Raw genomic sequence first — 25,980 nt, 5'->3', positions numbered from 1 at the left:
GAGGGGAAGGCAGCATGAAACACTACGGATTACCGGAAGCGCAAGGGTTATATCGCCCGGAATTTGAGCATGATGCATGCGGGATCGGGTTTTATGCGCATTTGAAAGGAAAACCGTCACATGACATTATCGAAAAAGCGCTCCATATGCTTCGCCAGCTTGAACACCGCGGCGGACAAGGGAGCGATCCGGAAACAGGCGATGGCGCGGGCATTATGACGCAAATTCCGCATGAGTATTTTCAAGCGGTGTGCAGCGGGATGAACTTGCCGGAAAAAGGGCGCTACGGGGTCGGGATGTTCTTTTTGCCGGAAGAGGAAGCGAAACGGGCGTACTATGAATCGATGTTCAATGAGATCATCGCTCAAGAAGGGCAACGGCTGCTCGGATGGCGGACAGTTCCAGTTGATCGTGAAAAGCTTGGCAAACTGGCGCGGCAAAGCAAGCCGTTCATCCGTCAAGTGTTTGTCGCGGCAAGTGATGACGTGACTGATGAGTTGGCGTTTGAACGGAAGCTGTATGTGATCCGCAAACAATTCGAAAAATGTGTGGAACACAACGAGTGCTATGTAGCGAGCTTCTCGAGCCGAACGATCGTGTATAAAGGGCTTTTGACGCCGGAACAAATCGATGCGTTTTATTTGGATTTGCAAGATGAACGGTTCCGTTCGGCGTTTGCTCTCGTGCACTCGCGTTTCAGCACGAACACGTTTCCGAGCTGGGAGCGGGCCCATCCGAACCGCTACTTGATCCATAACGGCGAGATCAACACGCTGCGCGGCAACGTCAACTGGATGGCGGCGCGCGAGAAACAATTTGTGTCCGAAGCGTTCGGCGCGGATTTGGAAAAAGTCGTGCCGATTTTGGATACGAACGGCAGCGACTCGTCGATTTTGGACAATGCGTTTGAATTTTTCGTTCTCGCTGGCCGGAAGCCGGCCCATGTCGCGATGATGCTCATTCCGGAACCGTGGTTTTGGGATGAGCAGATGGACGGGGCGAAAAAGGCGTTTTACGAGTACCACAGCTGTCTCATGGAGCCGTGGGACGGACCGACGGCGATTTCGTTCACCGACGGCAAGCAAATCGGCGCCATTTTGGACCGGAACGGTTTGCGTCCGGCCCGCTATTATGTCACCAAAGACGACTACATTATTTTCTCATCCGAAGTCGGCGTCATCGATGTTGACCCGAACAACATTTTATATAAAGAGCGGCTGAGCCCGGGGAAAATGCTGTTGGTTGACCTCGAGCAAGGGCGCATCATCTCTGACCAGGAAATCAAGGAAGAAATGGCTCATGAAAAGCCATATCGCCAATGGATCAACGAGCAAATGATCACGCTTGGCGATCTGGAAATTCCGGAGGACGTCGAAGCGCCGAAGCAACTCGTCAAACTGCAAAAAGCGTTCGGCTACACGTTTGAAGATGTGGAAAAAACGATTTTGCCGATGGCGGCGGAAGGAAAAGATCCGACCGGCGCTATGGGCATGGACGCGCCGCTTGCCGTGCTGTCGGAGCGGCCGCAAAGTTTGTTCAACTACTTCAAGCAGCTGTTTGCCCAAGTGACAAATCCGCCGATTGATGCGATCCGCGAATATGTCGTCACCTCGACGATGACGCTGCTTGGCAAAGAAGGGAACATTTTGCATCCGGACGCCAAAGCGGCGCGGCGCATCCGCTTGGAAACTCCGCTATTGACGAACGAAGAGCTCGCAGCGTTAAAAGCCAATCCGTACCCGGAATTTGCGTGCGCGGTGCTGCCGACGCTGTTTACTGATGATTTGAAACAGGCGCTTGATGAGCTGTTTGCCAAAGCGGATGAAGCGATCGAAAACGGGGCGGTGCTTCTTGTGCTGTCCGACCGCGGCGTTGATGAAACACATGTCGCCATTCCGGTTTTGTTGGCGACAAGCGGGCTTCACCAGCATCTTGTCCGCAAAGGGACGCGCACGAACGTCAGCCTGCTTGTCGAAAGCGGCGAAGCGCGTGAAGTGCATCATTTTGCGGCGCTCATCGGCTACGGGGCGGACGCCATCAACCCGTACTTGGCGCTGGAGACGATCCGCCAAGCGTCAGAAAACGGCACGATCGCCTTGTCGTACCGCGAAGCGGTGAAAACGTATATGAAGGCAGCCGTTGACGGCGTTGTCAAAGTGATGTCGAAAATGGGCATTTCGACGGTGCAAAGCTACCGCGGCGCGCAAATTTTTGAAGCGGTCGGCATCGGCGACGATGTCATTGAGGAATACTTCACCGGCACGGCATCGCAAATCGGCGGCATCGGGCTTGCGGAAATTGCGAAAGAAGCGAAAATGCGCCACGAAGCCGCTTTCGGAGCGCGGCATGAAGACGATGTGCTCGATGCAGGCAGCGAGCTGCAATGGCGGCGCAACGGCGAACATCACGCGTTCAATCCGAAGACGATCCATTTGTTGCAATGGGCGTGCCGGAAAAACGATTACAACCTCTATAAACAATATTCGAAACTGGTCAATGAAGAACAGTTGACGTTTTTGCGCAACTTGTTCGACTTCGATTCGAAGCGCCCTCCGGTGCCGATTGACGAAGTCGAGCCGGTTGAATCGATCGTCCGCCGCTTTAAAACCGGCGCGATGTCGTTCGGTTCGATCAGCCAGGAAGCCCATGAGGCGCTGGCGATCGCCATGAACCGGATCGGCGGAAAAAGCAACAGCGGCGAGGGCGGCGAAGACCCGGCCCGCTATGTGAAAGACGACAACGGCGACTGGCGCCGCAGCGCGATTAAACAAGTGGCGTCCGGGCGTTTTGGCGTAAAAAGCCATTATTTGGTTAACGCTGACGAATTGCAAATCAAAATGGCGCAAGGGGCAAAACCAGGTGAAGGCGGGCAGCTTCCGGCCAATAAAGTGTATCCGTGGGTCGGCAAAGTGCGCGGCTCAACGCCGGGAGTCGAGCTCATTTCCCCGCCGCCGCACCATGACATTTACTCGATCGAAGACTTGGCCCAGCTCATTTACGATTTGAAAAACGCCAACAAAGACGCGCGCATCAGCGTCAAGCTCGTCGCCAAAGCCGGCGTCGGCACAATCGCGGCTGGCGTGGCGAAAGGGAACGCCGATGTCATCGTCATCAGCGGCTATGACGGCGGCACGGGTGCGTCGCCGAAAACGAGCATCAAGCATGCCGGCTTGCCGTGGGAGCTTGGTTTGGTGGAAACGCATCAGACGCTCATGCTCAATGGGTTGCGCGACCGCGTCGTTCTAGAAACCGACGGCAAATTGATGACCGGCCGTGACGTTGTGATGGCGGCGCTGTTTGGGGCCGAAGAATTCGGATTTGCGACGGCACCGCTCGTCGTTTTAGGCTGTGTCATGATGCGCGTCTGCCATTTGGATACATGCCCGGTCGGCGTGGCGACGCAAAATCCGGAACTGCGCAAGAAATTTACCGGCGAGCCGGATCATGTCGTCAATTTCATGTATTTCGTCGCTCAGGAAGTGCGGGAAATGATGGCGGAACTCGGATTCCGCACGATCGACGAAATGGTCGGCCGCGTTGACGTCTTAAAAGTGAGCGAACGGGCGAAAGCGCATTGGAAAGCGAAACATCTTGACTTGTCCCGCCTCTTGTATCAAGTCGATGGCCCGCGCACAGGCAGCAAAGGGCAAAACCATCGAATGGAAGAGACGCTCGACTATACGGAAATTTTACCGGCGGTGCAGCCAGCGCTTGAGCGGCAGGAGCCGGTCGAACTTCACCTCGCCATCCGCAACGTCCACCGCACGGTCGGGGCGATGACAGGAAGCGAAATCTCGAAGCGCTACGGCGAGGAAGGGCTGCCGGATGATACGATCCGCCTCCATTTCACCGGATCGGCTGGGCAAAGCTTTGCAGCGTTTGTGCCGAAAGGGATGACGCTTGAGCTCGTCGGCGACGCGAATGATTACGTCGGCAAAGGGCTTTCCGGCGGCAAAGTGATCGTCCGTCCGCCGCATGAGGCGCCGTTTGCCGCGTCTGACAACGTCATCATTGGCAACGTGGCGTTTTACGGGGCTACAAGCGGCGAAGCGTACATTCGCGGCCGCGCTGGGGAGCGGTTCTGCGTCCGCAACAGCGGCGTCCATGCTGTTGTCGAAGGCGTCGGCGACCACGGCTGTGAATATATGACCGGCGGCCGCGTTGTCATCCTCGGTTCGGTTGGCAAAAACTTCGCCGCCGGCATGTCCGGTGGGATCGCTTACGTTCTTGCCGATGAAGACAGCTGGAAGCAAACCGCCAACCTTGAGCTCGTCTCATTTGAGCGGCTCGAAGACGAGGAAGAAATTCGCGACGTGCGCCGGATGATCGAAAACCATTACCGCTATACAGGAAGCCCGCGGGCTGCATTGGTGCTCGACGAGTGGGACGATTACGTCCGCCGCTTCGTCAAAGTTATTCCGCGCAATTACAAACTGATGATTGAGACGATCGAAACGCTCGAACAGTCCGGGCTTTCGCACGAAGAAGCTGTCATGGCGGCGTTTGAAACGGTGGCAAAACAGAAAAAAGCGGCTGTCGGCGGCGTCCATCAGCTGCAAGCGGTGGCGAAGTAACGCTGTGGCTTGCGATTGGCCGCGAAGTGACGACGCCGCTTCGGCTCCGCGGCTTCGCGGGGCCCGCTTTTTGATCGGCCAACAGGCGGGAAGGCCGCATGAGAGAAGAGAGGATACGTACGGAAAGAAGGAGGGGAACCATCGTGGGAAAAGCAACAGGATTTATGGAATATGCACGCGAGGAAGAGAAAAAGCGCGATCCGCTTTCCCGTCTTGATGATTGGAAAGAATACACGCAGCCGTTTTCCGAAGACGTGCTGGCCCGCCAAGGTGCCCGCTGTATGGACTGTGGCACGCCGTTTTGTCATATGGGATTGGAGCTAAACGGCCTGACTTCGGGGTGTCCGGTGCACAACTTGATCCCGGAATGGAACGATTTGGTGTACCGAGGCCGCTGGAAAGAAGCGCTTGATCGTTTGTTGAAAACGAACAACTTCCCGGAATTCACCGGCCGCGTCTGCCCGGCGCCGTGCGAGGGGTCATGCACGGTGGCGATTTCCGACCCGGCGGTTGCCATTAAAGGGATTGAACGGGCTATTATTGATAAAGGGTTTGCCGAGGGATGGGTGAAACCGCGCATTCCGAAAACAAGAACAGGGAAAAAAGTGGCCATCGTCGGCTCTGGCCCGGCTGGGCTCGCCTGTGCCGACCAACTTAACCAAGCTGGCCATTCGGTGACGGTGTACGAGCGGACCGATCGCATCGGCGGCTTGTTGATGTACGGAATTCCGAATATGAAACTGGAAAAAGAAGTGGTCGAGCGTCGGGTGCGTCTGCTCGAAGAGGAAGGTATTACGTTTGTCACGAACACCGAAGTTGGCAAGGACATCACCGCCGAGGAGCTGCGCGCCGAGTACGACGCCATTGTCTTGTGCATCGGGGCGCAAAAGCAGCGCGATTTGGCCATTGAAGGCCGGGAGCTGGAGGGCGTCCATTTTGCGATGGATTATTTGACCGGCGTGACGAAAAGTTTATTGGATTCGAATTTTGCCGACGGCCAGTTTATCGATGCCAAGGGAAAACGTGTCATTGTGATCGGCGGCGGCGACACGGGGGCCGACTGTGTGGCGACCGCGCTGCGCCAAGGCTGCAAAAGCGTCGTCCAGTTCGGCAAACACCCTGCCTTGCCGGACAAGCGCCCGGACGATAATCCGTGGCCGCAATATCCGCTCGTCTTTACGCTTGACTACGCGTATGAAGAAGCAAAAGCGAAATTCGGCGCCGACCCGCGTCAATATTGCATTCAAACAAAGAAAATCGTTGGCGACGAGCACGGCCGCGTGAAAGAGCTGCATACGATTCAAATGGAAAAAATCATCGATGAAAACGGCAAAGCGATCTTTAAAGAAATTCCGGGGACGGAACAAGTATGGCCGTGCGATTTGGTGTTTATCGCCATCGGGTTTGAAGGGCCAGAGCAGCCGTTGTTGAAGCAGTTTGGCGTTGAAACGATCAACAACAAAGTGAAAGCCCCATACGGCAAATATACAACAAACATCGAGGGCGTGTTTGCGGCTGGCGACGCCCGCCGCGGCCAAAGCTTAATTGTCTGGGCCATCCATGAAGGCCGAGGGGCGGCTCGTGAAGTCGATCGGTTCCTGATGGGAGAGACGAAGTTGCCGTGGTGATGGATCCCTCCTTAAAAAGCACCGCTTTTTAAGGAGGATTTTTTGTTTTTCTGGAAAAGAAGGTATAAGGAGGATGTAAGAGATTTTGTCGAAAAATATTTTTTGGACACCCCTGAGGGGCCGAAAAGCCTTGATAAATCAACATTTCTAGAGGGAGGAGAGTGATGCTCAGCATGAATCGACGATTATGGATCACTGCGGCTATGAGTCTGGGCCTTTTTTTGCTTGTTTGGACAGGCGTGGCCGCTGGATGGACGGAGAGAATGGATGAAGAGGGGCTGCGTCTGTTTGATTATTGGAATTGGCTTGACCCGTTTACGTTTCTTGGCAATGGAAAGACGATTGGTACCATCAGCATTATGCTTGTCATTGGTTTATGGTTTTTCCGCCGCGACGTCTACGGAATGGTGTTGGTTGTGGCCGCTGTTGGCGGGGGATATGGCATCAATGAGTGGCTAAAACATATCATTGGACGGCCTCGACCTCCTCGTGCTGAAATCGGTGGATTTAGTTTTCCAAGCGGCCACGCGATGATCGGGACGATTTACTTGTTGATTTTGGCGTACTTTTTGGCGCAAACGCGCACGAAGCGAGGCGAGCGGGCCGCGATTTACGGCGTTTTTGGAGCGCTTGCTCTGTTGACTGGCTTAAGCAGGTTAAGTCTGCAAGTGCATTATCCATCTGATGTGCTTGGTGGGTTTTTGCTCGGGGTTGCCTATGTATCAGCCTGCCTGGCTCTTTACCGTAGGTTCACTCGCTGAAGCGGATTTTAGAACATGGACAAAAAACGATTTTTGTTTTGATTTCGCGCGGTGAAAAGCAAATTTTGCGGCTTTGTGTCGAGCTTTGCCGTTGTCGAAATTAGGGAGAAAATCTCTTTTTCTATACTATCGCGTTGACCGAGACAATGATACAATGGGGAAAAGGAGGTGAAACGATGAGCCAAGCCGAACTCGTGCAAATGATGGCCGAACTGCTTGACCAAAAGCTCAATCCCATCCACGTGCGGCTCGATCGGATCGAAGGAAATGTCCGAGCGCTTCAAGAAGGGCAGGCGCGCTTGGAAGGCGAGGTGCAAGCGCTCAAGGAAGGGCAAGCGCGCCTCGAAGGCGAAGTGCAAGCACTCAAGGAAGGGCAAGCGCGCCTCGAAGGCGAGGTGCAAGCGCTCAAGGAAGGGCAAGCGCGCCTCGAAGGCGAGGTGCAAGTGCTCAAGGAAGGGCAAGCGCGCCTCGAAGGCGAGGTGCAAGTGCTCAAGGAAGGGCAAGCGCGCCTCGAAGGCGAGGTGCAAGTGCTCAAGGAAGGGCAAGCGCGCCTCGAAGGCGAGGTGCAAGTGCTCAAGGAAGGCCAGGCGCGTTTGGAAGATGAAGTGCAGTTGTTACAGGAGGGACAAGCCCGCTTGGACCAACGGCTTCACCGGGTTGAGGAGGATGTGCGCACATTAAAGGTGGATATGAACGCGGTCAAAGGCGATGTGCAAACCCTGAAAGCCGACATGGATGCGGTCAAAGGCGATGTGCAAACATTGAAAGAAGGACAGCAACGGCTTGAAGGGAAAGTTGAACGGGTCGAAGAAAAAGTTGACAACCTCACACTAGAAATGCGGAGCCACTTTCGCTATATCGAGAACATGCTCCATAAGCATCAGGCCGCTCTTGACATGGCTTCGCGGCAGTTCTCTTCGCAACAGTCATCGATCAACTATTTGATCAAAAAAGTGGCAGAGCATGATATGGACATTTTCCACTTAAAAAATGATCTCCAACCATAGTGTCCTGTACTGCAATAAAGAAAACAGTCTAAAGGGTGAGCGGCAACTAGGAAAATACGATGGAATGAGGCGTGTTTTCACTGGTCTTCTAGACAGCTTTTTCAGCATATTTTTATAGAGAGAAAACCCGTGGTGCTAGTTGAGCGTCAGCGCTCAACTAGCCCTAGTGTGACCAGGGAATACGCCAACAAGATGCCATCGAGTGCCACTTCAAACCCGGTAATGGAATTCGCTCGAATGTCGGTGATCCGGTATTGGTCTACGAGAATCGAAAACACCGTCTCGATGACTTTGCGTTTTTTCCTGATCCATTCTTCCCATGCCTTGGATGGGCCGTGCTTTTGATTGTGTCGAGACGGTGTCCAGAACGCGGCTTGGTGTTCTTCGTACAGCTTTTCTCGAAGAGCGTGGCTGATGTACCCTTTGTCCCCAAAGTTGTAGGGATGAGGGATTTGAGTCATCACCGTTTCAGCGGCTTTGACGTCGTGGCAGGACGCTTCCGTCACGACATAGCCCATGGCCAGCCCTTGATTGGTCACTTGAAGATGCAGCTTGAAACCGTAGTACCATTGCTTTTTGGAAGCACAATACCCCATATCCGCGATCCCTCGAAATCGCTTGACGCGCTGCATTCTTGCGGGATGGCACAACGGAAGAGGCAAGCTGTCGACGACCGCATAAGCATGGTGTTGGCCACGTTTCGCCAGCTCATGACGGATCCATTTGATGGCGAAACCAAGCGCTCGGCAGCGGCGGTTGTATCGGGAGCGTTCAAGAAACGAGCCGTTTGTGAACAAATTTCCCGTGACAAAACGATGCCAGGCTCGTTCGGAAGAAAAGCCCAGCAGCTTCCCCAAAAGGTGAACCGCCATGACCACTTCGTCTTCTTGCTTGACCAAGTGACGGTTGCGGCGATGAAGATACATTTGAATCAACGACAGTTGGGCAGAAACAAAACAGAAAATAGCGGCATATTGTTTTTGAAGTTTGGCTGGATCTGTAGTAAAATGAAAGTGCTCTTGCATGGGGGATCTCTCCTTTCGAATGTTGGGTGACACTTTCATTCTACTGGAGATCCGCCAGCAAGGGCTATTTTTATGCTTGATCAAGTTTATCTAGCACCACGGGTAGAGAGAAAGATCCGAGCCACAAGGGGAGGAAGCGATATGGCGGCCCGCGTCGTGAAAACGGGGTATGCGTTGGCGTTTTTGTGCATGATTGCCGGGATGGTGTATTTTTTTGCCGCCAATTGGCCGGAGATGGAGCGAGAGGTGAAAGTCGGGATCAGCATCGGCTTGATGGCGGCATTTTACATCGCAAGCGCGGCGCTTTGGGGCCGCCGTCGTTTCTTAGGGCGTTGGATGTTGATCAGCGGAGTGTTGTCATTTGGCATTGCGTTGGCGTTGGTCGGTCAAATGTACAACTCGCATGCGGACAGTTATTGGCTGTTTCTTGTCTGGCTTGCGCCAACCGCTTTGTTGGCGCTGTTGACAAAAGAACGGGTGCTTTCCGTGATCGCGATTGGGCTGCTGCAGCTTGCGTGCTGGTTTTATTATTTTCCGTCCGCTTATCGGATTGAGTGGACGGAATGGTCTTCGTTTGGCGTGCTGTCGTTATTCGTGATCGTAAACGGTGCGCTCGTTGTGTTTGCTCGGACACCGCCCATCCGTTGTTTCGCTTACCTAGCCATGCAAGGTTGGCTGCTTGTGATGGACATAACCGGGTTTTCCTATGGGCGCGACGCATGGTGGCCATACGTGTATGCCGTGTTGCTCGCTGTGTTGCTTTATTATTTTCTTGTCATCGCCAAGCAGCGGTTGTATGTGTTGTTGACGAGTTTGTTTGCTGGACTGTTTTTGTTCATTCAATACATTCGCTTGCTCGCTGATCATTATGGAACATGGTTGCTTCTCATTGGGCTCGTGGCGGCTGCTGCCGTGTTGTACGGGGGCGTTGTGCTATTGCGGCGCACGGGGCTGTTTTCAGCAAAGACGAAAGCCAGGAAATGGTTTTTGGCAGCGTTTCAAGCGATTGTCACGCTTGCGGCTTCCGCGTTGGCCATCCAAAGCCTGCTTGGCTTGTATTTTCTTTGGACAGAGTCATGGTCGCCTTATGTGCTCTTTTTCATTTCCATCTTTGGATTTGTCGTTCCCGCCTCATTGGGCCGGCATTGGAATGCGGTCGTTCGTTATACTCTGCTGGCTGTTGGTTATGGGTTCGGGGTGGCGATGGCGGGGGAGGTCTCGCGGCTGGCTCTGTTCCTCTATGCCATTGGGCTTGCGATTGGCATCATCCGGTCATCAGACAGCGGAGTGCGCCGGTTGACGACGGCGGCGCTGACGGTCTATTTCGGGATCGCCTTAAGTTCGGCGATGGATGACGGCCGGACGGTGTTGCTCACCTTGGCTTTGGTCAACGGCGGGTTGTATGCGTATGGCCGCTTTCGCGGAACGCCGTTTCTCACTCCGCTTGTCTTGGCGTTCGGAGCGCTTGGAATCGCGACGAGCGCCGATGTATTTGCGGCTGATGGACTGTACGTGGCGTTGAATATCGTCATGGTCTTGGCGCTTGCCTTCTTTCTTTTCCGCGGTCGGCAACTGGAGCGGAAGACCGCTTGGGTGTACACGGCGCTTTATCTCGTGCTGAAATATTACGAGTTCGCCTGGAATTTGCTTCATAAATCGATCAGCTTGCTGGCGGCAGGCGTGGCGTTGCTTGCATGGACATTGTGGCTCGAGAAACGGAATGGCTTCACATGGGCCAAGGGAGTACGCTGGGGGCGGCGCGTTTCATTGTGGACGCTCATAGTCGTGATCGCTCAATTTTCATTTTTAGGTTATACCGTGTGGCAAAAAGAGCGATTGCTGCGATATGGTGATGTCGTAAAGCTGGAGCTTGAGCCGGTGGATCCGCGTTCCATGCTGCAAGGGGATTATATTCAGCTTCGGTACGATATTTCCACCATTCCGTCGCTTGATGGAAGCGGACGGGTGCAAGTTGGGCTGCGAAAAGGAGCGGATGGGGTGCATCGTTTGGCTGGCGTATATATGGTGAATGGAAACAAAAGGCCGGGATACACGCCGCAGCCTGGGGATGTGATCATCACCGGCACGTTCCACGGCCCGCAAGTCGTGTATGGCATTGAATCGTATTTCATTCCGGAAAAAACGGGGATGACACGGCAAGAGAATGTTCGGTTTGCCTATGTGCGCGTGAGCGAAAGCGGGGATGCGCTGCTCGAAGCGATCCGTGCTGAATAAAGATGGCGCGGGGAAAGCAGGAGAAACTACTCCCCCGCATACCGTTCTAACACGCGGTCGACCGCGTTGCCGTATGTTTCGCCGAATAAATTGAGATGAACGAGCAAGTAAAACAGCTGGTAGAGTGGTTTTCGGTCATGATAATCAGCCGAGAGCGGCATAAGCTCGCGATAGCTGTCGTAAAATCGGGATGGAAAGCCGCCAAACAGCTCGGTAAACGCGATCTCAAACTCATGATGGCCATATAAAACAGACGGATCGATCAAATACGGCACTCCGTCTGGCCCCGGAATCCAGTTGCCGCTCCATAAATCGCCGTGCAACAGCGACGGGAAACAGTCATCCGGAAGCCATTGGTCAAGCCGCTCGAGCAGCCATTCGAGACGTTTGTGCCGCTTGGCGGGCAGGAGGCCTCTCTCCGCCGCCCGCGTCATTTGTGGTCTAAGGCGGGCGGCGCGGTAATAGTCGGGCCAGCGGCCGTAGTGTGAGTAAAATATTTGTGGGTGACATTCCGAAATGATCCCCGACGAGGGTTGCGAACTTTTGTTCGCGACGCTCGTCGGGGCCACCAAGCGAAGCGCGGTAGAAAAAAGCAAATGTCATGCAAAAAGGACTCTCTCCCTGCTATGATGGTGATTGTCAACATCAACCGAAAACAGGAGGGAAAGAGTCCATGAAACATCTTACCACAGAATGGCCTTTATTAAAAGAGCTGGAGGAACAATTAGTCAGAACTCTTCAAAAGGTGTTCGCTGTCTTGTTGGCGGCCCTTTTGGAGGAGATTGATCAACAACTGGCGGAAGCGCGGGACAAGCGCCGGTATCAGCTGAAAGACAAACGGCCGACTACGATCCAAACGCTGTTTGGAGAAGTGACGTTTCGACGGAACTACTACTATGACCGGCAAACGGGGAACTATACCTTCTTGCTGGATGCCGAATTAGGCTTTGATGGGGCCCGATCGATCAGTCCTTGCCTCGAGGAAACGGCGGTCGAGTTGGCCGTAGAGTGCTCTTCCTACCGCAAAGCGGCCCGTACGTTGGAGTCGATCGTGGGGTATGCGGTCATGAGCCACGAGGCGATTCGCCAACTGGTGCTGGAGGCCCCTGTCTCGCTGCACCGCCCTGTTTCCCAACGGCACGGCCGGGTGCTGTTTGTGGAGGCGGATGGACTGTTTATTTCCCGCCAGGGGAAAGGGAAACGGGCGAAAGAAGAGAAAATCCTGGCGGTTCACGAGGGATGGAAACGAAACGGTTCGCAGCTCGAGTTCGTGAACCGGCGCCACTACCTCCATGAAGGGGAGGGAGACGTGTGGGAACGGTTTGAGGAGTGGCTGATGAACGAATATGCCTATGATCCGTGCCGGGACCTGTTGATCATCAACGGCGACGCGGCGTCGTGGATCACGGCCTGCCGGGAGTATTTTGGGAAGCGGGCGTGCTTTCAGCTGGATCGATTTCATGTGGCGCGGGAGCTGCGTCAGTGTCTGTCCGGCCATCCGCGTTGGCAGGAGGTGCGGAAGAAGCTGGCGAAACAAGACGAAGAGGGGCTTCTCGTGGAGCTGAACAGCGCGGTCGGCACGTTGGAGGACGAAGCGAAAGAGAAGCAGATGGCTGCCATGATCCGCCGGATCGAGTCGATGCCGGGATGCATCCGGGACTATCGGGAGTGGCTGTCGGAGCAAGGGGTGGAGACGACCGGCATGCGTCCGATGGGCCACGCCGAGAGCGTGATGAGCCGGTTTGCGCATCGGGTGAAATCCCGCCGCAGCTGGAAAGACCAAGGGCTTCGGGCGTTTCTGAGGGCGATGGCAGCCCGAATCGACGGGATTTGGCGGAGAAATGGGCAGTTGGTGGAGGAAGAAGAGACCCGAACGGCAGCCTCGGCCTCGACGAAGTCCAAGCGGGTTGAACAGGCCAAACGGAAGGCAGGACGGTTGTGGGCAGATGTGGTGCGTCAGAATCTACCGTGTCTGCAGCGGTCATCCGGGACGCCGATCCATCAAGCGTTGTCGGCGCTCCGGGATGGTGGTTGGATGTAAAAAAATGGAATATCGTATCATCGCCTCAAGATGAGGGATGAGAGTCCGAAAGCGCTTACGAATGAATTCCTGAAAATGGTTCGCTAACTAGTGATTGGCAACACCCGTAGTGAACCGAAAAAATGTTCTCCACAAAGTCTTGACTGACTCGCGGCCGTACCAGCCGTTGCGCTGCGGCAGCGTCCCGATGTACGTATCGCGGTCAAGGCCAAACGCCGGGCCGCGGCATTGATGGAGGCGGGCAAGGCCGCGGCCGAGCTGTTCGGCCGTCTGCGCCGTTTCCGTTCCTTCGACCCATTCCAAGACGAGCCAGCCCCAGCCGTTCGCTTCCCCGAAGCCAAAGGTATGCGGAACGTTGATGGCGCGTGCTTGCCTGATCAGCTCGAGGCCCATCTGTTCGGCAGCGAAAAATCCACTCGGCGGGAAACGTTGCATTTTGATAAAGTACGTTTGCTTGCCGCTTTGGACGCGATAGGCGTCATTGATGTCGCCGCCTGAGACGCGGCGCCAATGGCGGATGCGGGAGTGATCGCCGATCGATTCGAGCGCCATTTGCAACATCGTTTCTTTGGTCATGGATCCACCTCCGCCAATTGCTCATTGAGCTCGGTCAGCACTTGGCCGATTTTCCGGCCGTGAATGACAGCGTCGGCGAGATCGTCCAAGTCAGTCGGCTCCCAATTGATGATCACGAGTTTAGCCCCACTCCGCTTGGCAACAAGCGGCAGCTGGTTGGCTGGGGATACCTGCAGAGAGGAGCCGAGCACAACGAACAAGTCCGCTTGGCGGGCCGCTTCCCACGCTTGATCGATGGCTTTCTCCGGCAGCGGCTCGCCAAACAGCACGACCGACGGGCGCAAAACTCCGCCGCATTCGCACGTCAACACACCGTGCAAATAGACAAAGCTGGGTTTTGACTCCCCGCACCGCTGACAATGGACGGTGCGGAGCGAGCCATGAAGTTCGATGACGCGTCGGCTTCCCGCTTCTTGGTGAAAGCCATCGACATTTTGCGTCACAATCGTTTGCACGATCCCGCGCCGCTCCCAATCGGCCAATAAGCGGTGTCCGTCATGCGGTTGGCATTGTTGCAAGGTGCGAATGCGATATTGGTAAAACTCGACGAACGATTCACGGCGATGGTACAGCGCATCGATGGTAGCGAGTTCGCTCGGGTTAAAACGCGCCCACAGCCCGGTGCGCGGCGAACGGAAATCGGGCAGCCCGCTTTCGGTTGACATGCCGGCGCCGGTCAGCACGACGGTGTGGCGCGAGGCGGCCAGCCATGAGGTGATGGTCATTCTGTTTCCCTCCTTACTGTCGCAACCATAGCGACTCTCATTTCTGATGCTTCATCTCTTTCCACCAATCATTTTACTTTTCCTTTTCACTCGTTTCCAGTATGATAGAAATGAAAGAAAAAATGGACAAGGAGGCGGGAATCCATGAGCAAAAAAGTGTTGATCATCACCGGCGACGCTGTTGAGGCGCTGGAGGTGTATTATCCGTATTATCGTTTGTTGGAGGAAGGGCATGACGTAACGATTGCCGCGCCGAAGAAAAAGAAACTGCACACCGTTGTCCATGATTTTGCCGACTGGGATACGTATGTGGAAAAACAAGGCTATTTGATCGACGCCCATGCATCGTTCGCCGAGATCGACCCGACGCAATACGATGCGTTAGTCATTCCAGGCGGGCGGGCGCCGGAATACATTCGCCTTGATGAAAACGTGCAGCGCATCGTCCGTCATTTCTTTGAGGCGAATAAGCCGATTGCCGCCATTTGCCACGCCTCGCTCATTTTTGAAACGATGCCGGATTTGCTGAAAGGACGGAGTTTGACAGCGTATATTGCCTGCAAGCCGGGGGTTGAGGCGCTAGGAGCGACGTATGTGTCTGACCATACAGTCCACGTTGACGGCAACCTCGTCTCCGCCCATGCGTGGCCGGATTTGCCGGCGTTTATGCGTGAGTTCCTTCGATTGCTCCAATAGCCAAAAAGCGGTCTCCCTTTGGGTGAGGGGAGACCGCTTGTGCATGCAACAGGGTTTTGGGTGCGACGGGCGGCGCTGTTTTTCATGGCTAAAGGTTCCCGCTTGTGATGGCGGGTTTTATTTTTGATGATGCTGTCCGCCAAACGGTCCGGCCGTCATCCTGCGATATCCACTTGTTCCGTCTTCACTTTCGGCGCTTTTGTCGCCAAATAGACGCCGAACAAGACGATTGCGCCGCCGGCCAGCTGCAGGACGGATAGAGCACCGCCAAGCAAAAACGTGATCACAGCGGTAAATACGGCAATTAAGTTTAAATATACACCGGCATGGCTCGGACCGACTTTTTGCACTGAGATGTTCCAAAATAAGAAGGAAAGAATGGACGGAAACAAGCAAATATAGACCAATCCGGCGAGCCCAGCTGCACTTATGTGATCAGCTGGAAACGGATAAAAGAATGCGAACGGCCACAGCAGCAGCAAGCTGAAAAAAACGGAGCACGTTGTCGCTGTAATCGGCGGGACGGGTAGTTTTTTGCCGATGATCGAATAAAGCGCCCAGACGACGCCGGCGGCGAGCATCATCAAATCGCCGCGGTTGTAGTTCATTCGGAAGACGTGTGCTATATGCCCATCCGTTAAAATAAACAATACACCGGCCAGCGACAACAAAAAGCCGGCAATATTGGTTTTTGACAGCCGCTCCCGCAGCAGCGCATACGACAACACGACGATGATCGCCGGATTGAGCGAATTGACAATCGCTGCGTTCATCGGCGATGTATAGGCGAGCGCGCCGTATAAAAGCAAATTATAGCCGATGACGCCAAGAATTCCGGCTGCAGCGAGCGGCAGCCAATATTGTTTGATGATGTCCTGGTAGCGCGGCCGCTCAAGCCAGTACGATACGGGCGCCAACACGATAAAAGCGGCGCACCAACGGATCAACGTCAGCCAAAATGGGCCCGTTTCCGCAATGATGGACTTCCCGATGACGTAATTGCCGGCCCAAAACAAGTTGGCCAGCACGAGAAACAGCTTTTCTCTCATTCTTTTTCGCTCCTGTCTAGCTTTTCCTTTCTTTTACGTTTACTTCATTGCTGCTCTGATTTCCTTCTTGCATGTTGTTTTTCTGCCGTCAGCCACCCCTGTTGCTGTTTTGCCAACAGCGGAACATGAACGGTGGGAAGAAGGCTGCGCTGGCTCAGGACGCATGCTGTTTCACGTTCGGCGGAAAGATGCATGCGTTTGCCGAAAGGGGGTGTACAATAAGGGTTGTCTTTTTCCGGTTCATAGGATAACATTTGTACCGTAAAATGATTTACTGATTTAAACAAAAATGGAGAAAAGGAAGGACGATTGTTATGGCATTACTAGGCGGGGCAGCGATGAACATTACGATTCGTCTCCAGTTCGAAAAAGATATCGTCTCGTTCAGCGATATCGCCGCCGCAATCGGCAAAACGGGCGGGGACATTGTCGGAATTGACGTCATTTCATCAAGCAAAGTTCACACGGTGCGCGACATCACCGTCAGCGCCCTCGACACGAAGCAGTGCGATTTGATCATTGAGGCGCTGAAAAAAATTCGCGGCGTCAAAATCATCAACGTTTCCGACCGCACGTTTTTGATGCACATCGGGGGGAAAATTGAAACAAATTCAAAAATCCCAGTGAAAACGCGCGACGACTTGTCGCGGGTGTACACGCCGGGCGTGGCGCGCGTCTGCACGGCCATCGCTGAGGATCCGCGCAAGGCGTATTCGCTGACGATTAAACGGAATACGGTCGCCGTTGTCTCGGATGGCACGGCGGTGCTCGGGCTTGGCGACATCGGCCCGTATGCGGCGATGCCGGTCATGGAAGGGAAAGCGATGCTGTTTAAGGAATTTGCCGGAGTGGACGCGTTCCCGATTTGTTTGGATACGAAAGACACGGAAGAAATCATTCAAATTGTGAAAGCGATTGCCCCGGCGTTTGGCGGCATTAATCTCGAAGACATTTCCGCTCCGCGCTGCTTTGAGATTGAAAAGCGGTTGAAGGAAGAGCTTGACATCCCGGTGTTCCATGACGACCAACACGGCACGGCGGTCGTGCTCTTGGCCGGGCTGCTCAACGCGCTGAAAATCGTCGACAAAAAGCTCGAGGACATTAAAGTGGTTCTCACCGGCATTGGCGCCGCTGGCATCGCCTGCACGAAAATTTTGCTTGCGGCCGGCGTGCGCAACATTATCGGGGTCGACCGCCATGGCGCCATCCATCGCGATGAAACGTATGAAAATCCGTATTGGCAAGAATATGCGCAACTCACGAACCCGGATAATCTGAAAGGAAGCTTGTCCGATGTCATCGCCGGCGCAGATGTGTTTATTGGCGTCTCAGCTCCCGGCATTTTAAAAGTGGAAGATGTGAAAAAAATGGCGCGCGATCCGATCGTGTTTGCGATGGCCAACCCGATTCCGGAAATTGATCCGGAGCTGGCCGAACCGTACGTGCGCGTCATGGCGACCGGGCGTTCCGACTATCCGAACCAAATCAACAACGTCCTTTGCTTCCCGGGCATTTTCCGCGGGGCGCTCGACTGCCGGGCGAGAGAAATTAACGAGGAAATGAAGCTCGCTGCCGCGAAGGCGATTGCCTCTGTCGTGACGGAGGATGAATTGAACGAAACATACATCATCCCGAGCGTCTTCAACAGCAAAGTCGTCGAACGCGTCAGACAAGCGGTCGTCGAAGCGGCTTACCGCACTGGGGTGGCGCGGAAGGATCATATTCCTTTAGGTGGATATACAGGGGAGCAAAAATAGAATAAGTGCGTAATTACAGAAAAAGCCGTCTGAAGGCCCACGGTTTTAATTGTAGGATGAAAGGCGACGTTGCTCGGCAATCCCTTAAGAGGATGGCTTCGAGCCACCATGTTTCTCTTTAGGTGTGGAATCTCAAAAGAAAAGGGGGTGAAGCCATGCCCACGATCACACTCAGGCTGGAGCTGCACACCCCAACGAAAGTCAAACAAGACATGTATGAACGGATGACAGAAGTGAATACCGCGTTTGCCAATTGGCTGTTGAATCATCCCGAGCTGAATCAAGCGACGAGCAAAATTTTTAAAGACTTTTCGTCGCAGCGGTTTCCTTCCGCCGTCGTCAATCAGACGATTCGGGAAGTGAAGTCTCAAAAGAAAAACCAGAAAACAAAGAAGTTCCGAACATTATGGTGTTGCTTTAACAACCAAAACGTAAAGGTGGAAAAGAAAGGAGAGTTCTACACGGTTTCATTCCCCACACTGGAGAAACGAATTGGCGTGCCGGTCGTCGTGCGTTCCTATCAAGAAACGTGGCTGAATCGGCTGCTCGATGGAACCGCCAAACAAGGGGCAGCCAAGCTCTACAAAAAGAGAAAGAAATGGTACTTGGCGATTGCCATCACCTTTGAAGTGGAGCCGCGGCACGAAACAAAGGTGATGGGCGTTGACTTGGGGCTTCGCTATATCGCCGTTGCCAGCGTAGGAACGAAATCGTTGTTTTTCAAAGGGAACCAATGCGCTTTCATTCGCCGACGATACGCGGCTTTGCGGCGAACGTTGGGCAAAGCCAAAAAGCTCCATATGATTCGCAAAATCGGTGATAAAGAATCTCGTTGGATGAAAGATATGAACCATAAAATCAGCCGTCAAATCGTCAACTTTGCCCTCGCCAACGGTGTTGGCGTGATTCGGATGGAAGAGTTGACAGGGATTCGGAAACGAGCCGCTTCGGCAAAAGAAGCAGGACGAAATCTTCATTCGTGGGCGTTCCATCAACTGCAAACGATGATTGCCTATAAAGCCGAAAAGGCAGGCATTCGGGTCGAGTGGGTGAATCCGACCTATACAAGCCAAACGTGCAAGTGTGGTCATCGAGAGAAAGCGAACCGAAACGGCATCCGCTTCCGATGCCAAAAATGCGGATACACCCTCCACGCTGACTTGAATGGTGCCATCAACATCGCCAAAGCGATTTCGGGTTTGAGCACCTAGCGCACTGGTCACAGGTGCGCCGCCCATTGGGGTACACGCTAACCTGATGGGATGGGCTGATGACACAGCCCCGAACTTGGGCGTTGTCCGAACCAGAAATGGATGAGGACGCCAACGACCCAAGAATCCCATGGCTTTAGCCGTGTGGAGTGTCAAAATCCGGCGCCAAAGGCGACGACGGCGGTATTTCAATGGAACAAGCCGCTCTTGGGCGTCTTTCGCACGAATCTCAATGAGGAGCTGCTTGACTCGCTCGTGGCGGACGAATGCGGAACGTTTGCGGTCGAGGTGAAGCCGAATGAAGTGCAAACCGTGCTTGTCGTTGATAAACAATAAGATGGTCATCAAAGCTGGGGCTTGCCGCCCCGGCTTTTCTGTTTGTAACAATAGGACAAGCTGTCCGTCTGTTTTGTAACAATACTGTAACAATTGTTAAATGAAACAGCGTGTTCGAGGGGTTGTCAACTCCCTTTTTGCAAGAAAAATATAGAATGATCGGCTGATAGAAGAAAAAAAGGAATGGAAGTGTGTGAAAGGATGACATCGCCAGCCGTTGCAGCCGGCGGCTTAGGCGTTTATTTGGCAATGAAAACAAGCCTGTTTTTTGCTCATTTTTTCCAACAGTCCTTTTTCCCAAATTTAAACCAAAAATATTACAAAAAACCCGTGTTATAATGGGGGTGCAGGCAAGAGAACAGCTGGAACTGTTCCTAAACAGAACTTAAGTGGATGGCGTGACGATGAATAGAGAAAGTCTTTGAAACTTTGAAAATAGAAACGTTAAGAAGGAGGAATTCCGATGAAGAAAAAAATGTTAGCCACGATCGCCGCTTCGGTCGCACTTGTCGGCGCTTCGTTTGCGGCAACGACGAAAACGGAAGCGGCAGGGGTGACGTGTCCGACAGCGAACGTGTATCAAGTAAAATATACAAGCACTAACATTCAAGATTTCGAGAAATGGTTGAAACAATACTTCCCGTTTGTGTCGTTCCAACCGGCGAAACCGGCCGTGCAGCAACCGGCAGTGAAACAGCCGGCCGCAGCGAAACCGCAAGCTCCGGCAGCGGTCAAACAGCCGGCGGCTGCAAAACCGGCAGCCAATACGCAAGCGCCAGCGAAAAAACCGGCAACAGCGCCAACAACAACGACACAAAAAACAACCGGCTTGAACGCTTATGAGCAACAAGTCGTAGAACTGACGAACAAAGAACGGGCAAAATACGGTTTGCCGCCGCTTCAAGTCGACTTAGCTCTCAGCAAAGTCGCCCGCGAAAAATCGCGCGATATGGCGGTCCACAACTACTTCTCGCACAACAGCCCGACGTACGGCTCCCCGTTTGAGATGATGAAAAAATTCGGCATTTCGTACACAGCCGCCGGGGAAAACATCGCCAAAGGCCAACGCACCCCGCAAGAAGTCGTCAATGCGTGGATGAACAGTGAAGGCCACCGGGCGAACATTTTGAACAAAAACTTTACGCATATCGGCGTTGGTTTTGAAGAAAACGGCTATATTTGGACGCAACAATTTATCCGCAAGTAAGGCGGATGGTTGACGGTGATCCTGCCCATCATGCAGATGGGCAGGGTTTTTTTGTACAAAAATATTTCGCTAACAACTTGGGAAACTATGCTATAATGGTCAACAGGCTGTAAAAAATGAGAAGATCGCGGGGGAGACACCAATGCGAATACGCGATTGGGATCACAACTTAAAAGCCCGCCTGTATGGCGAGGCGCTGATGAATACGACTTTTTGGATGTTTTTTCCGTTTATGGCCATCTATTTTGCAGACTCGTTTGGCAAAGAAACAGCCAGTATGTTATTGATTGTGTCGCAATTGTTTTCCGTGGTCGCCAATTTGATGGGTGGCTATTGCGCCGATGTGTTCGGGCGCAAGCGAATGATGGTGTTATCCGCTTACGGGCAGGGGGCGGCGTTTTTCGTCTTTGCCTTGGCCAGTTCCCCATGGTGGTCGTCGCCACTTGTCGGTTTTCTTTGTTTTACGTTTGCCGGCATTTGCGTCGCCTTTTATTGGCCGGCGAGCCAGGCGATGGTTGCTGACATCGTGCCAGAAAAAGACCGGAGCTACGTGTTCGCGGTGTTTTATACGTCGGTGAATATTTCGGTCGTGATTGGCCCGACGGTCGGCGGGCTGTTTTATGCTGATCACCTGTTTTGGCTGCTGCTTTTGGCGGCGTGCTCCTGTTTAACGATGGCGGCTGTGTTGGCCAGACGGCTGCGCGAAACAGCCCCGCATTCGGCGGGAGGGCGGCGAACCGTGCCGTGGCTGCGGTTTTGGCGGGAACAAATAGGACAGTATGCCGTCATTGTCCGCGACCGCACCTTTTTCTTGTTTATTATAGCCGGGGTGCTTGTCGCACAGACGTTTATGCAGCTTGATTTGTTGCTTCCGGTCTATATGAAAGAGACGCTTCATAAAGAAACGTTATGGGCTGGCTGGACGGTGGACGGCGCCAATGCTTTTGGCCTGCTTATTGCGGAAAACGGGCTGCTTGTGGCGCTGTGCACGGTCATGATGACGCGGCAGATGGCGCGTTTTTCGGAGCGGTGGGCGTTTATCGGCTCGGCTGTTTTATATGGCATCACAATGTGGCTGTTTAGCCAAACATCGTCGTTTTTCGGATTTGCGGCGGTCATGGTGCTGTTCACCTTGGCCGAGCTGATGACGGCCGGTCTGCAGCAGTCATTTGTATCCAGGCTGGCACCTGAAGACATGCGCGGCCAATATTTTGCCGCCGCTAGCCTCCGCTTTACGATCGGGCGGATGGTGGCGCCGATGTCGCTTGCAGCCGCGACGTGGGTCGGCTATACATGGACGTTTGTTGGCCTTGGAATGCTGGCGCTCGCCAGCGCGGCGCTCTATGCATGGATGTTTCACCAGGCCAGGCAGCAAACAGAGCGGCCGGACATTTCCCTTTCCCAATGACGGGGGCTATGCAAATGGCTACCCGTTTTTTTGTGTTCCCCGGTATAATAAAAAGCGTGTCGTTGTTCGTGTAACATATATTCCCTGTCTCTGACATAAAGTGGAACTAGACAGAGAGAAGGAGAGGGGAAGCCATCATGAAACTGCAACGGTGGGAAACGAACATAAACGGGGGGGAAGCGGACAACCGCGGCGGACAAGACGGCGCGGCGGCGTTAGCGCGTTATGAGAAACGGCATCAAAAGCGCCTATTGTCCCGAGAAAAGAGAAAAAAACAATACCGTTTCATCGGCTGGCTTCTTTTGGCGGTCGCTGTCGCATGGGGGGCGGGCACGCTCGTTTGGAGCGGGTACGGAACATTAAAGACGGCAGCGAGCCGAGAGTTGGCCATCACGCGGTTGAAAGAAGCGATCGAAGACCGCGATGCGGCTGCCTTGCAAACGATGCTGAGAACGACCGATGAAACGGTGCCCATTAATGAGAAAACGCTCACGCCGTTATTCGCCTATTTTGAACAGCATTCTGAGGCGTACGAAGCGCTCGATCAGGAGTTCGACCGCCAGCGTGAGGGGGGGCACGTGTATATTAAAGGATTGACGTCCCGCCCGCCGGTGTTTACGATTCATGTGTTTGAGGATCGGTATGTGTTTGAGCCAGCCCTCTATTTTCTCCATGTCCGCGTCGATGATCCGGAGGCGTCGCTTGTCGTCAATGGGGTGAAAGCGGAAGAGGAGGCGACGAAAGACCCATTTGTCAAAAAAATCGGCCCGTATTTGCCGGGCGCGTACACTGTAACCATTGTCCATTCGAATGGGAAAAAGAAAACCATCCGCGTTGAGCTGTTTGGCGGCGCCCGCGTCCATGAGGTCGATATCACGAAATGAACGAATAAGCAAATACCGCTTCCACGACGGCGGTAATGACAACATCTTGCGTCTGTACAGGCGGCGCTGATGAGGAAATGCTGAGAACAGCCGGATTGTATGGCGCCGGCCGAGGCGATGACTGTTCTTTCAGTTCAATCGGCGTGTCATAAAGAGGCAAGCTGAGAGCGCGGGCGATGGCCAGCGCTTTTTCTTTGGCGTGTTTCACGGCCAATGCCAACGCTTGCTGGTAATAGGCTTGTTCGTTTGCTAGACGGAATTCCAAGCCGCGGGCGAGGTTTGCTCCACGGGCAACGGCCGCCTCGTAAATGGCGCCGGCTTTTTTAGGATCGCGGACGGTGATTTCCAGCCAATGTTCGACTTCATAGCCAGATAAAGCGGTTGTTCCGTTATGATGTTCGTATGTTGGCCGGATGGAAAACGATGTCGTTTCAATGTCTTCTATTGGAATGTCAAGCGCCTTTAATGCTTCGGTGACGGCATTGGTGCGTTTGGCATTGTCAGTCAGGGCTTCTTGGATGTTGTGATGTTCTGTATGAACGCCGATTGCGATGAGGACGGTATCCGGTTTGGCGATGACGGTTCCTTGGCCAGTGATGGTCAGTGTGGGGCGAGAAGCGACAGGGGGAGCGGGACGATGCCATGACTGCATTTCATTCCCTCCTTCCACCATTAGGCAGCTTTTTGATCCTCGTCCGCCGCTTGCCAATAGTAGACGCGCGGCAGGCCGACATAGCACCAATATTCCTTCAACAGCGAGATCACGACAAAGGAGGCAAATTGCCAGTCGATCGAATTCATCCCCATTTCTCCTTTCGATGGTTTCACTATAGCTTATTCAAAGCGGCCATTGTCCTATGCGCGCCGTCTAGTTGGTGATGAAACTTCTTTGGGCGCTTGTACGTATCATGGCGTGGACATGTTATAATGGAAGAAAAGATGAAGAAAGGGATGGACAATGAAGCAACTGCTTCGCACGATATGGCGTTGGTTCGTTTCATGGAACATTGGGATCATCGTTGCAGTTACGGTATTTATTGCCGCCGATTTTCACGTCCTGGCCTCGCTTTTATCAGGAATGGGAGCGATGTGGGGGGTGTCCGCTGTGATGAAAAGGCGGCATCGCCGTTTGGCAGCTGACGTACCGACCGAGGAGCAGGCATACGTTCGCAGCCAGCTTGGCGAGGCGCGCGCGTTATGGAAGCGGCTGCGCCGGGCCCGCTATCGGCTTCGTTCGGTGGCGATGTGGCAAACCGTTTCCCGATTGAGTGCCATCGTCGATCGGATCATTCGCGCGGTCGAGCAGCAGCCGCACCAGCTTCGCCTCGCCCAGCCGTTTTTCTTAAATGAGTGGCCGACGGCGGTGGAAATGGTGGAAAAATACGTATACTTGTCGCAGCAGCCGGTGCAAAATGCGGAAATGGCCGCGGCGCTGCAACAAACGGAGCGGTTGCTTGGCGAGCTGACCGAAGCGGCGGAGCGGCAGCTGCTCGAAGTGTTATCAAACGACGTTTGGTCGCTGCACACCGGAGCAAAAATGCTTGAGCAGTCGTTGCATCAATCATCGGCCCGGCTTCATTTGCCGTTGTCAAAGAAAGGAGAATGACGGTGGACGAACGGAATCATGAGATGGAGTCACTCGAACAGCTTCATGAACGGAAACGGACAAGCATACTTGACGATCTGCTGGCCCAGCCGTTTTCCCCGCCGGCCGCCCCCCAGCTTGAAGAAGGGGAAACGACGGCTAACGCACTCGATGCGCTCAAACCGGAGCATCGGGAAAAAGCATTGGCGCTGGCCCGACAAATCGATCCGGCCAACCACCAGGCCATTTTGCAATACGGGGTGGCGGCGCAAGCTGAGCTGTCCAAGTTTTCCCATGCGATTTTGCATCATGTGCAGACGAAAGACGCCGGTCCGGTCGGTGAAGTGATCAGCGAGCTGATGGCGAAAATTAAGGAAGTCAATCCCGATGATTTAATGACGGCGAAAAAAGGGTTTTTGTCCCGCTTGTTTGGCACAGTGGCCAAGCCGCTGCAAGGGATGGTGGCGAAATATCAAAAAATCGGCGTTGAAATCGACAAAATCGCCGACCAGCTGGAAAAACACCGGCATTTGTTGTTTCGCGACATCATGATGCTCGAGACGCTTTACGAGAAAAATAAAGAGTATTTTGAGGCGCTCAATATTTATATTGCGGCCGCGGAATACAAGCTGGAGGAGCTGCGGACGAAAACGATCCCGGAAAAGCAAGCGGCCGCCGAGCGCTCCGGCGACCAAATGGCTTGGCAAGAGGTGCAAGATTTGCGCCAGTTTGCCGACCGGCTGGAAAAGCGGGTGCACGACTTAAAGCTCAGCCGGCAAGTGACGATCCAGACCGCGCCGCAAATCCGCATGATTCAGCATATGAACGAGACGCTCGTCGAGCGCATCCAGTCATCGATTTTAAACGCGATTCCGCTTTGGAAAAACCAAGTCGTCATCGCGTTGACGCTGTTTCGACAACAAAAAGCGGCGGAGGCGCAAAAACAAGTTGCTGAAACGACGAATGAGCTGCTGTTGCGCAACTCCGAGCTGTTAAAAACGAACAGCATCGCAATCGCCAAGGAAAATGAGCGCGGCTTGGTCGACATCGAAACGCTGAAGCGGACGCAAGAAAACTTGATCGCCACGCTTGAGGAGACGTTGAAAATTCAAGCGGAAGGCCGTTTGAAACGGCAGCAGGCCGAACGCGAACTGGCGGCCATGGAAGCGGAACTGAAACAGACGCTTCTGTCTTTGAAGCGGCCGGAGCGTTAGGGGATCGCTTGCCCGCGGCTCGGCGCATAGAAAAGGGTGCCTGCCACGAAATGGGCACCCT

The 25,980-nt window shown here is 53.8% G+C and carries 21 protein-coding genes and 1 pseudogene; 15 read left to right on the top strand and 7 right to left on the bottom strand.

All coding sequences use genetic code 11. The features are described 5' to 3' along the window. The first annotated feature begins 14 nt into the window (after positions 1-14). The 4 genes from gltB to NSS88_RS01575 all read left to right on the top strand — a co-directional run bounded on the left by gltB (position 15) and on the right by NSS88_RS01575 (position 7,970). A complete protein-coding gene (gltB, locus tag NSS88_RS01590) occupies positions 15-4,574 on the top strand; it encodes a glutamate synthase large subunit (RefSeq protein ID WP_055358759.1) in 4,560 nt (1,519 codons plus the stop codon). Between the two features lie 143 nt (positions 4,575-4,717). After that, positions 4,718-6,202 carry a glutamate synthase subunit beta gene (locus tag NSS88_RS01585; RefSeq protein WP_055358758.1) on the top strand — a complete coding sequence of 495 codons (1,485 nt, stop codon included), beginning with the start codon at positions 4,718-4,720 and terminating at the stop codon, positions 6,200-6,202. A 164-nt stretch (positions 6,203-6,366) separates the two neighbouring features. Then, on the top strand, positions 6,367-6,963 hold the full coding sequence (locus NSS88_RS01580) for a phosphatase PAP2 family protein (protein WP_055358757.1): 597 nt from the start codon (positions 6,367-6,369) through the stop codon (positions 6,961-6,963). A 176-nt stretch (positions 6,964-7,139) separates the two neighbouring features. Continuing rightward, positions 7,140-7,970: a hypothetical protein gene (locus tag NSS88_RS01575; protein ID WP_341082679.1), complete on the top strand. Its 831-nt coding sequence runs from the start codon at positions 7,140-7,142 to the stop codon at positions 7,968-7,970. 146 nt (positions 7,971-8,116) lie between these two features. On the opposite strand, the gene NSS88_RS01570 is transcribed toward NSS88_RS01575, so the two are convergent. Further along, positions 8,117-8,995 carry an IS982-like element ISGsp1 family transposase gene (locus NSS88_RS01570; RefSeq protein WP_047818946.1) on the bottom strand — a complete coding sequence of 293 codons (879 nt, stop codon included), beginning with the start codon at positions 8,993-8,995 and terminating at the stop codon, positions 8,117-8,119. A 141-nt stretch (positions 8,996-9,136) separates the two neighbouring features. On the opposite strand from NSS88_RS01570, the gene NSS88_RS01565 reads away from it, so the two are divergent. Further along, positions 9,137-11,230: a GDYXXLXY domain-containing protein gene (locus NSS88_RS01565; protein ID WP_341082674.1), complete on the top strand. Its 2,094-nt coding sequence runs from the start codon at positions 9,137-9,139 to the stop codon at positions 11,228-11,230. A gap of 26 nt (positions 11,231-11,256) precedes the next feature. On the opposite strand, the pseudogene NSS88_RS01560 reads toward NSS88_RS01565, so the two are convergent. After that, positions 11,257-11,712 (bottom strand): annotated as a pseudogene (locus NSS88_RS01560) (fructosamine kinase family protein); the annotation flags it as partial. A 191-nt stretch (positions 11,713-11,903) separates the two neighbouring features. On the opposite strand from NSS88_RS01560, the gene NSS88_RS01555 reads away from it, so the two are divergent. Next, on the top strand, positions 11,904-13,271 hold the full coding sequence (locus NSS88_RS01555) for an ISLre2-like element ISGsp3 family transposase (protein ID WP_341082672.1): 1,368 nt from the start codon (positions 11,904-11,906) through the stop codon (positions 13,269-13,271). An 87-nt stretch (positions 13,272-13,358) separates the two neighbouring features. On the opposite strand, the gene NSS88_RS01550 is transcribed toward NSS88_RS01555, so the two are convergent. Together NSS88_RS01550 and NSS88_RS01545 are read right to left on the bottom strand one after the other, a co-directional pair. Continuing rightward, positions 13,359-13,847 carry a fructosamine kinase family protein gene (locus NSS88_RS01550; protein WP_341082670.1) on the bottom strand — a complete coding sequence of 163 codons (489 nt, stop codon included), beginning with the start codon at positions 13,845-13,847 and terminating at the stop codon, positions 13,359-13,361. Beyond that, positions 13,844-14,572 (bottom strand): NAD-dependent deacylase, encoded by a 729-nt coding sequence (locus tag NSS88_RS01545; protein ID WP_055357780.1) that lies wholly within the window; start codon positions 14,570-14,572, stop codon positions 13,844-13,846. Before NSS88_RS01545 ends, NSS88_RS01550 begins: the two co-directional genes overlap by 4 nt. 144 nt (positions 14,573-14,716) lie before the next feature. Here NSS88_RS01545 and NSS88_RS01540 point away from each other — a divergent pair, with 144 nt between their 5' ends. Beyond that, positions 14,717-15,268 (top strand): DJ-1/PfpI family protein, encoded by a 552-nt coding sequence (locus NSS88_RS01540; RefSeq protein WP_033025223.1) that lies wholly within the window; start codon positions 14,717-14,719, stop codon positions 15,266-15,268. A gap of 155 nt (positions 15,269-15,423) precedes the next feature. On the opposite strand, the gene NSS88_RS01535 is transcribed toward NSS88_RS01540, so the two are convergent. After that, positions 15,424-16,317 (bottom strand): DMT family transporter, encoded by an 894-nt coding sequence (locus NSS88_RS01535; protein ID WP_023634139.1) that lies wholly within the window; start codon positions 16,315-16,317, stop codon positions 15,424-15,426. 314 nt (positions 16,318-16,631) lie between these two features. On the opposite strand from NSS88_RS01535, the gene NSS88_RS01530 reads away from it, so the two are divergent. The 6 genes from NSS88_RS01530 (at position 16,632) to NSS88_RS01505 (ending at position 23,120) form a co-directional block, all read left to right on the top strand. Further along, on the top strand, positions 16,632-18,074 hold the full coding sequence (locus tag NSS88_RS01530) for an NAD-dependent malic enzyme (protein ID WP_055357779.1): 1,443 nt from the start codon (positions 16,632-16,634) through the stop codon (positions 18,072-18,074). Positions 18,075-18,229: 155 nt separating this feature from the next. Continuing rightward, positions 18,230-19,285, top strand: a complete 1,056-nt coding sequence (locus NSS88_RS01525) for an RNA-guided endonuclease TnpB family protein (protein WP_061580645.1) — start codon at positions 18,230-18,232, stop codon at positions 19,283-19,285. Positions 19,286-19,429: 144 nt separating this feature from the next. Next, complete coding sequence (locus NSS88_RS01520; RefSeq protein WP_049625267.1) at positions 19,430-19,621, top strand: hypothetical protein; 192 nt, start codon at positions 19,430-19,432, stop codon at positions 19,619-19,621. A gap of 463 nt (positions 19,622-20,084) precedes the next feature. Beyond that, a complete protein-coding gene (locus NSS88_RS01515; protein ID WP_049625268.1) occupies positions 20,085-20,828 on the top strand; it encodes a CAP domain-containing protein in 744 nt (247 codons plus the stop codon). A 142-nt stretch (positions 20,829-20,970) separates the two neighbouring features. Further along, positions 20,971-22,236 (top strand): MDR family MFS transporter, encoded by a 1,266-nt coding sequence (locus NSS88_RS01510; RefSeq protein WP_049625269.1) that lies wholly within the window; start codon positions 20,971-20,973, stop codon positions 22,234-22,236. Between the two features lie 137 nt (positions 22,237-22,373). After that, positions 22,374-23,120 (top strand): TcaA second domain-containing protein, encoded by a 747-nt coding sequence (locus tag NSS88_RS01505; RefSeq protein ID WP_049625987.1) that lies wholly within the window; start codon positions 22,374-22,376, stop codon positions 23,118-23,120. On the opposite strand, the gene NSS88_RS01500 is transcribed toward NSS88_RS01505, so the two are convergent. Both NSS88_RS01500 and NSS88_RS01495 read right to left on the bottom strand, forming a co-directional pair. Next, a complete protein-coding gene (locus NSS88_RS01500) occupies positions 23,110-23,772 on the bottom strand; it encodes an SIMPL domain-containing protein (protein WP_049625271.1) in 663 nt (220 codons plus the stop codon). The genes NSS88_RS01505 and NSS88_RS01500 overlap by 11 nt on opposite strands. Before the next feature lie 20 nt (positions 23,773-23,792). Continuing rightward, complete coding sequence (locus NSS88_RS01495; RefSeq protein WP_255350121.1) at positions 23,793-23,921, bottom strand: hypothetical protein; 129 nt, start codon at positions 23,919-23,921, stop codon at positions 23,793-23,795. Positions 23,922-24,078: 157 nt separating this feature from the next. Between NSS88_RS01495 and NSS88_RS01490 the strand changes: the two genes are divergently transcribed. Beyond that, complete coding sequence (locus NSS88_RS01490) at positions 24,079-24,726, top strand: 5-bromo-4-chloroindolyl phosphate hydrolysis family protein (protein WP_049625272.1); 648 nt, start codon at positions 24,079-24,081, stop codon at positions 24,724-24,726. Continuing rightward, on the top strand, positions 24,723-25,919 hold the full coding sequence (locus NSS88_RS01485) for a toxic anion resistance protein (protein ID WP_033016581.1): 1,197 nt from the start codon (positions 24,723-24,725) through the stop codon (positions 25,917-25,919). Before NSS88_RS01490 ends, NSS88_RS01485 begins: the two co-directional genes overlap by 4 nt. Positions 25,920-25,980 lie beyond the last annotated feature (61 nt).

Origin of the sequence: Geobacillus sp. FSL W8-1251, from assembly GCF_038005945.1 — a bacterium.
Taxonomy (GTDB): Bacteria; Bacillota; Bacilli; order Bacillales; family Anoxybacillaceae; genus Geobacillus; species Geobacillus stearothermophilus.
The sequence above is the reverse complement of the archived record's forward strand: the minus strand, read 5'-3'. Positions and strand labels throughout refer to the sequence as shown.

What these genes read in the sequence shown, in the direction of transcription:
- NSS88_RS01495 (WP_255350121.1), bottom strand. Translation starts at nt 23,921, where the DNA reads ATGAATTCGATCGACTGGCAATTTGCCTCCTTTGTCGTGATCTCGCTG.
- NSS88_RS01550 (WP_341082670.1), bottom strand. Translation starts at nt 13,847, where the DNA reads ATGACCAAAGAAACGATGTTGCAAATGGCGCTCGAATCGATCGGCGAT.
- NSS88_RS01510 (WP_049625269.1), top strand. Translation starts at nt 20,971, where the DNA reads ATGCGAATACGCGATTGGGATCACAACTTAAAAGCCCGCCTGTATGGC.
- NSS88_RS01490 (WP_049625272.1), top strand. Translation starts at nt 24,079, where the DNA reads ATGAAGCAACTGCTTCGCACGATATGGCGTTGGTTCGTTTCATGGAAC.
- NSS88_RS01500 (WP_049625271.1), bottom strand. Translation starts at nt 23,772, where the DNA reads ATGCAGTCATGGCATCGTCCCGCTCCCCCTGTCGCTTCTCGCCCCACA.
- NSS88_RS01485 (WP_033016581.1), top strand. Translation starts at nt 24,723, where the DNA reads ATGACGGTGGACGAACGGAATCATGAGATGGAGTCACTCGAACAGCTT.
- NSS88_RS01545 (WP_055357780.1), bottom strand. Translation starts at nt 14,572, where the DNA reads ATGACCATCACCTCATGGCTGGCCGCCTCGCGCCACACCGTCGTGCTG.
- NSS88_RS01540 (WP_033025223.1), top strand. Translation starts at nt 14,717, where the DNA reads ATGAGCAAAAAAGTGTTGATCATCACCGGCGACGCTGTTGAGGCGCTG.
- NSS88_RS01535 (WP_023634139.1), bottom strand. Translation starts at nt 16,317, where the DNA reads ATGAGAGAAAAGCTGTTTCTCGTGCTGGCCAACTTGTTTTGGGCCGGC.
- NSS88_RS01570 (WP_047818946.1), bottom strand. Translation starts at nt 8,995, where the DNA reads ATGCAAGAGCACTTTCATTTTACTACAGATCCAGCCAAACTTCAAAAA.
- NSS88_RS01580 (WP_055358757.1), top strand. Translation starts at nt 6,367, where the DNA reads ATGCTCAGCATGAATCGACGATTATGGATCACTGCGGCTATGAGTCTG.
- NSS88_RS01530 (WP_055357779.1), top strand. Translation starts at nt 16,632, where the DNA reads ATGGCATTACTAGGCGGGGCAGCGATGAACATTACGATTCGTCTCCAG.
- NSS88_RS01505 (WP_049625987.1), top strand. Translation starts at nt 22,374, where the DNA reads ATGAAACTGCAACGGTGGGAAACGAACATAAACGGGGGGGAAGCGGAC.
- NSS88_RS01565 (WP_341082674.1), top strand. Translation starts at nt 9,137, where the DNA reads ATGGCGGCCCGCGTCGTGAAAACGGGGTATGCGTTGGCGTTTTTGTGC.
- NSS88_RS01525 (WP_061580645.1), top strand. Translation starts at nt 18,230, where the DNA reads ATGCCCACGATCACACTCAGGCTGGAGCTGCACACCCCAACGAAAGTC.
- NSS88_RS01575 (WP_341082679.1), top strand. Translation starts at nt 7,140, where the DNA reads ATGAGCCAAGCCGAACTCGTGCAAATGATGGCCGAACTGCTTGACCAA.
- NSS88_RS01515 (WP_049625268.1), top strand. Translation starts at nt 20,085, where the DNA reads ATGAAGAAAAAAATGTTAGCCACGATCGCCGCTTCGGTCGCACTTGTC.
- NSS88_RS01555 (WP_341082672.1), top strand. Translation starts at nt 11,904, where the DNA reads ATGAAACATCTTACCACAGAATGGCCTTTATTAAAAGAGCTGGAGGAA.
- gltB (WP_055358759.1), top strand. Translation starts at nt 15, where the DNA reads ATGAAACACTACGGATTACCGGAAGCGCAAGGGTTATATCGCCCGGAA.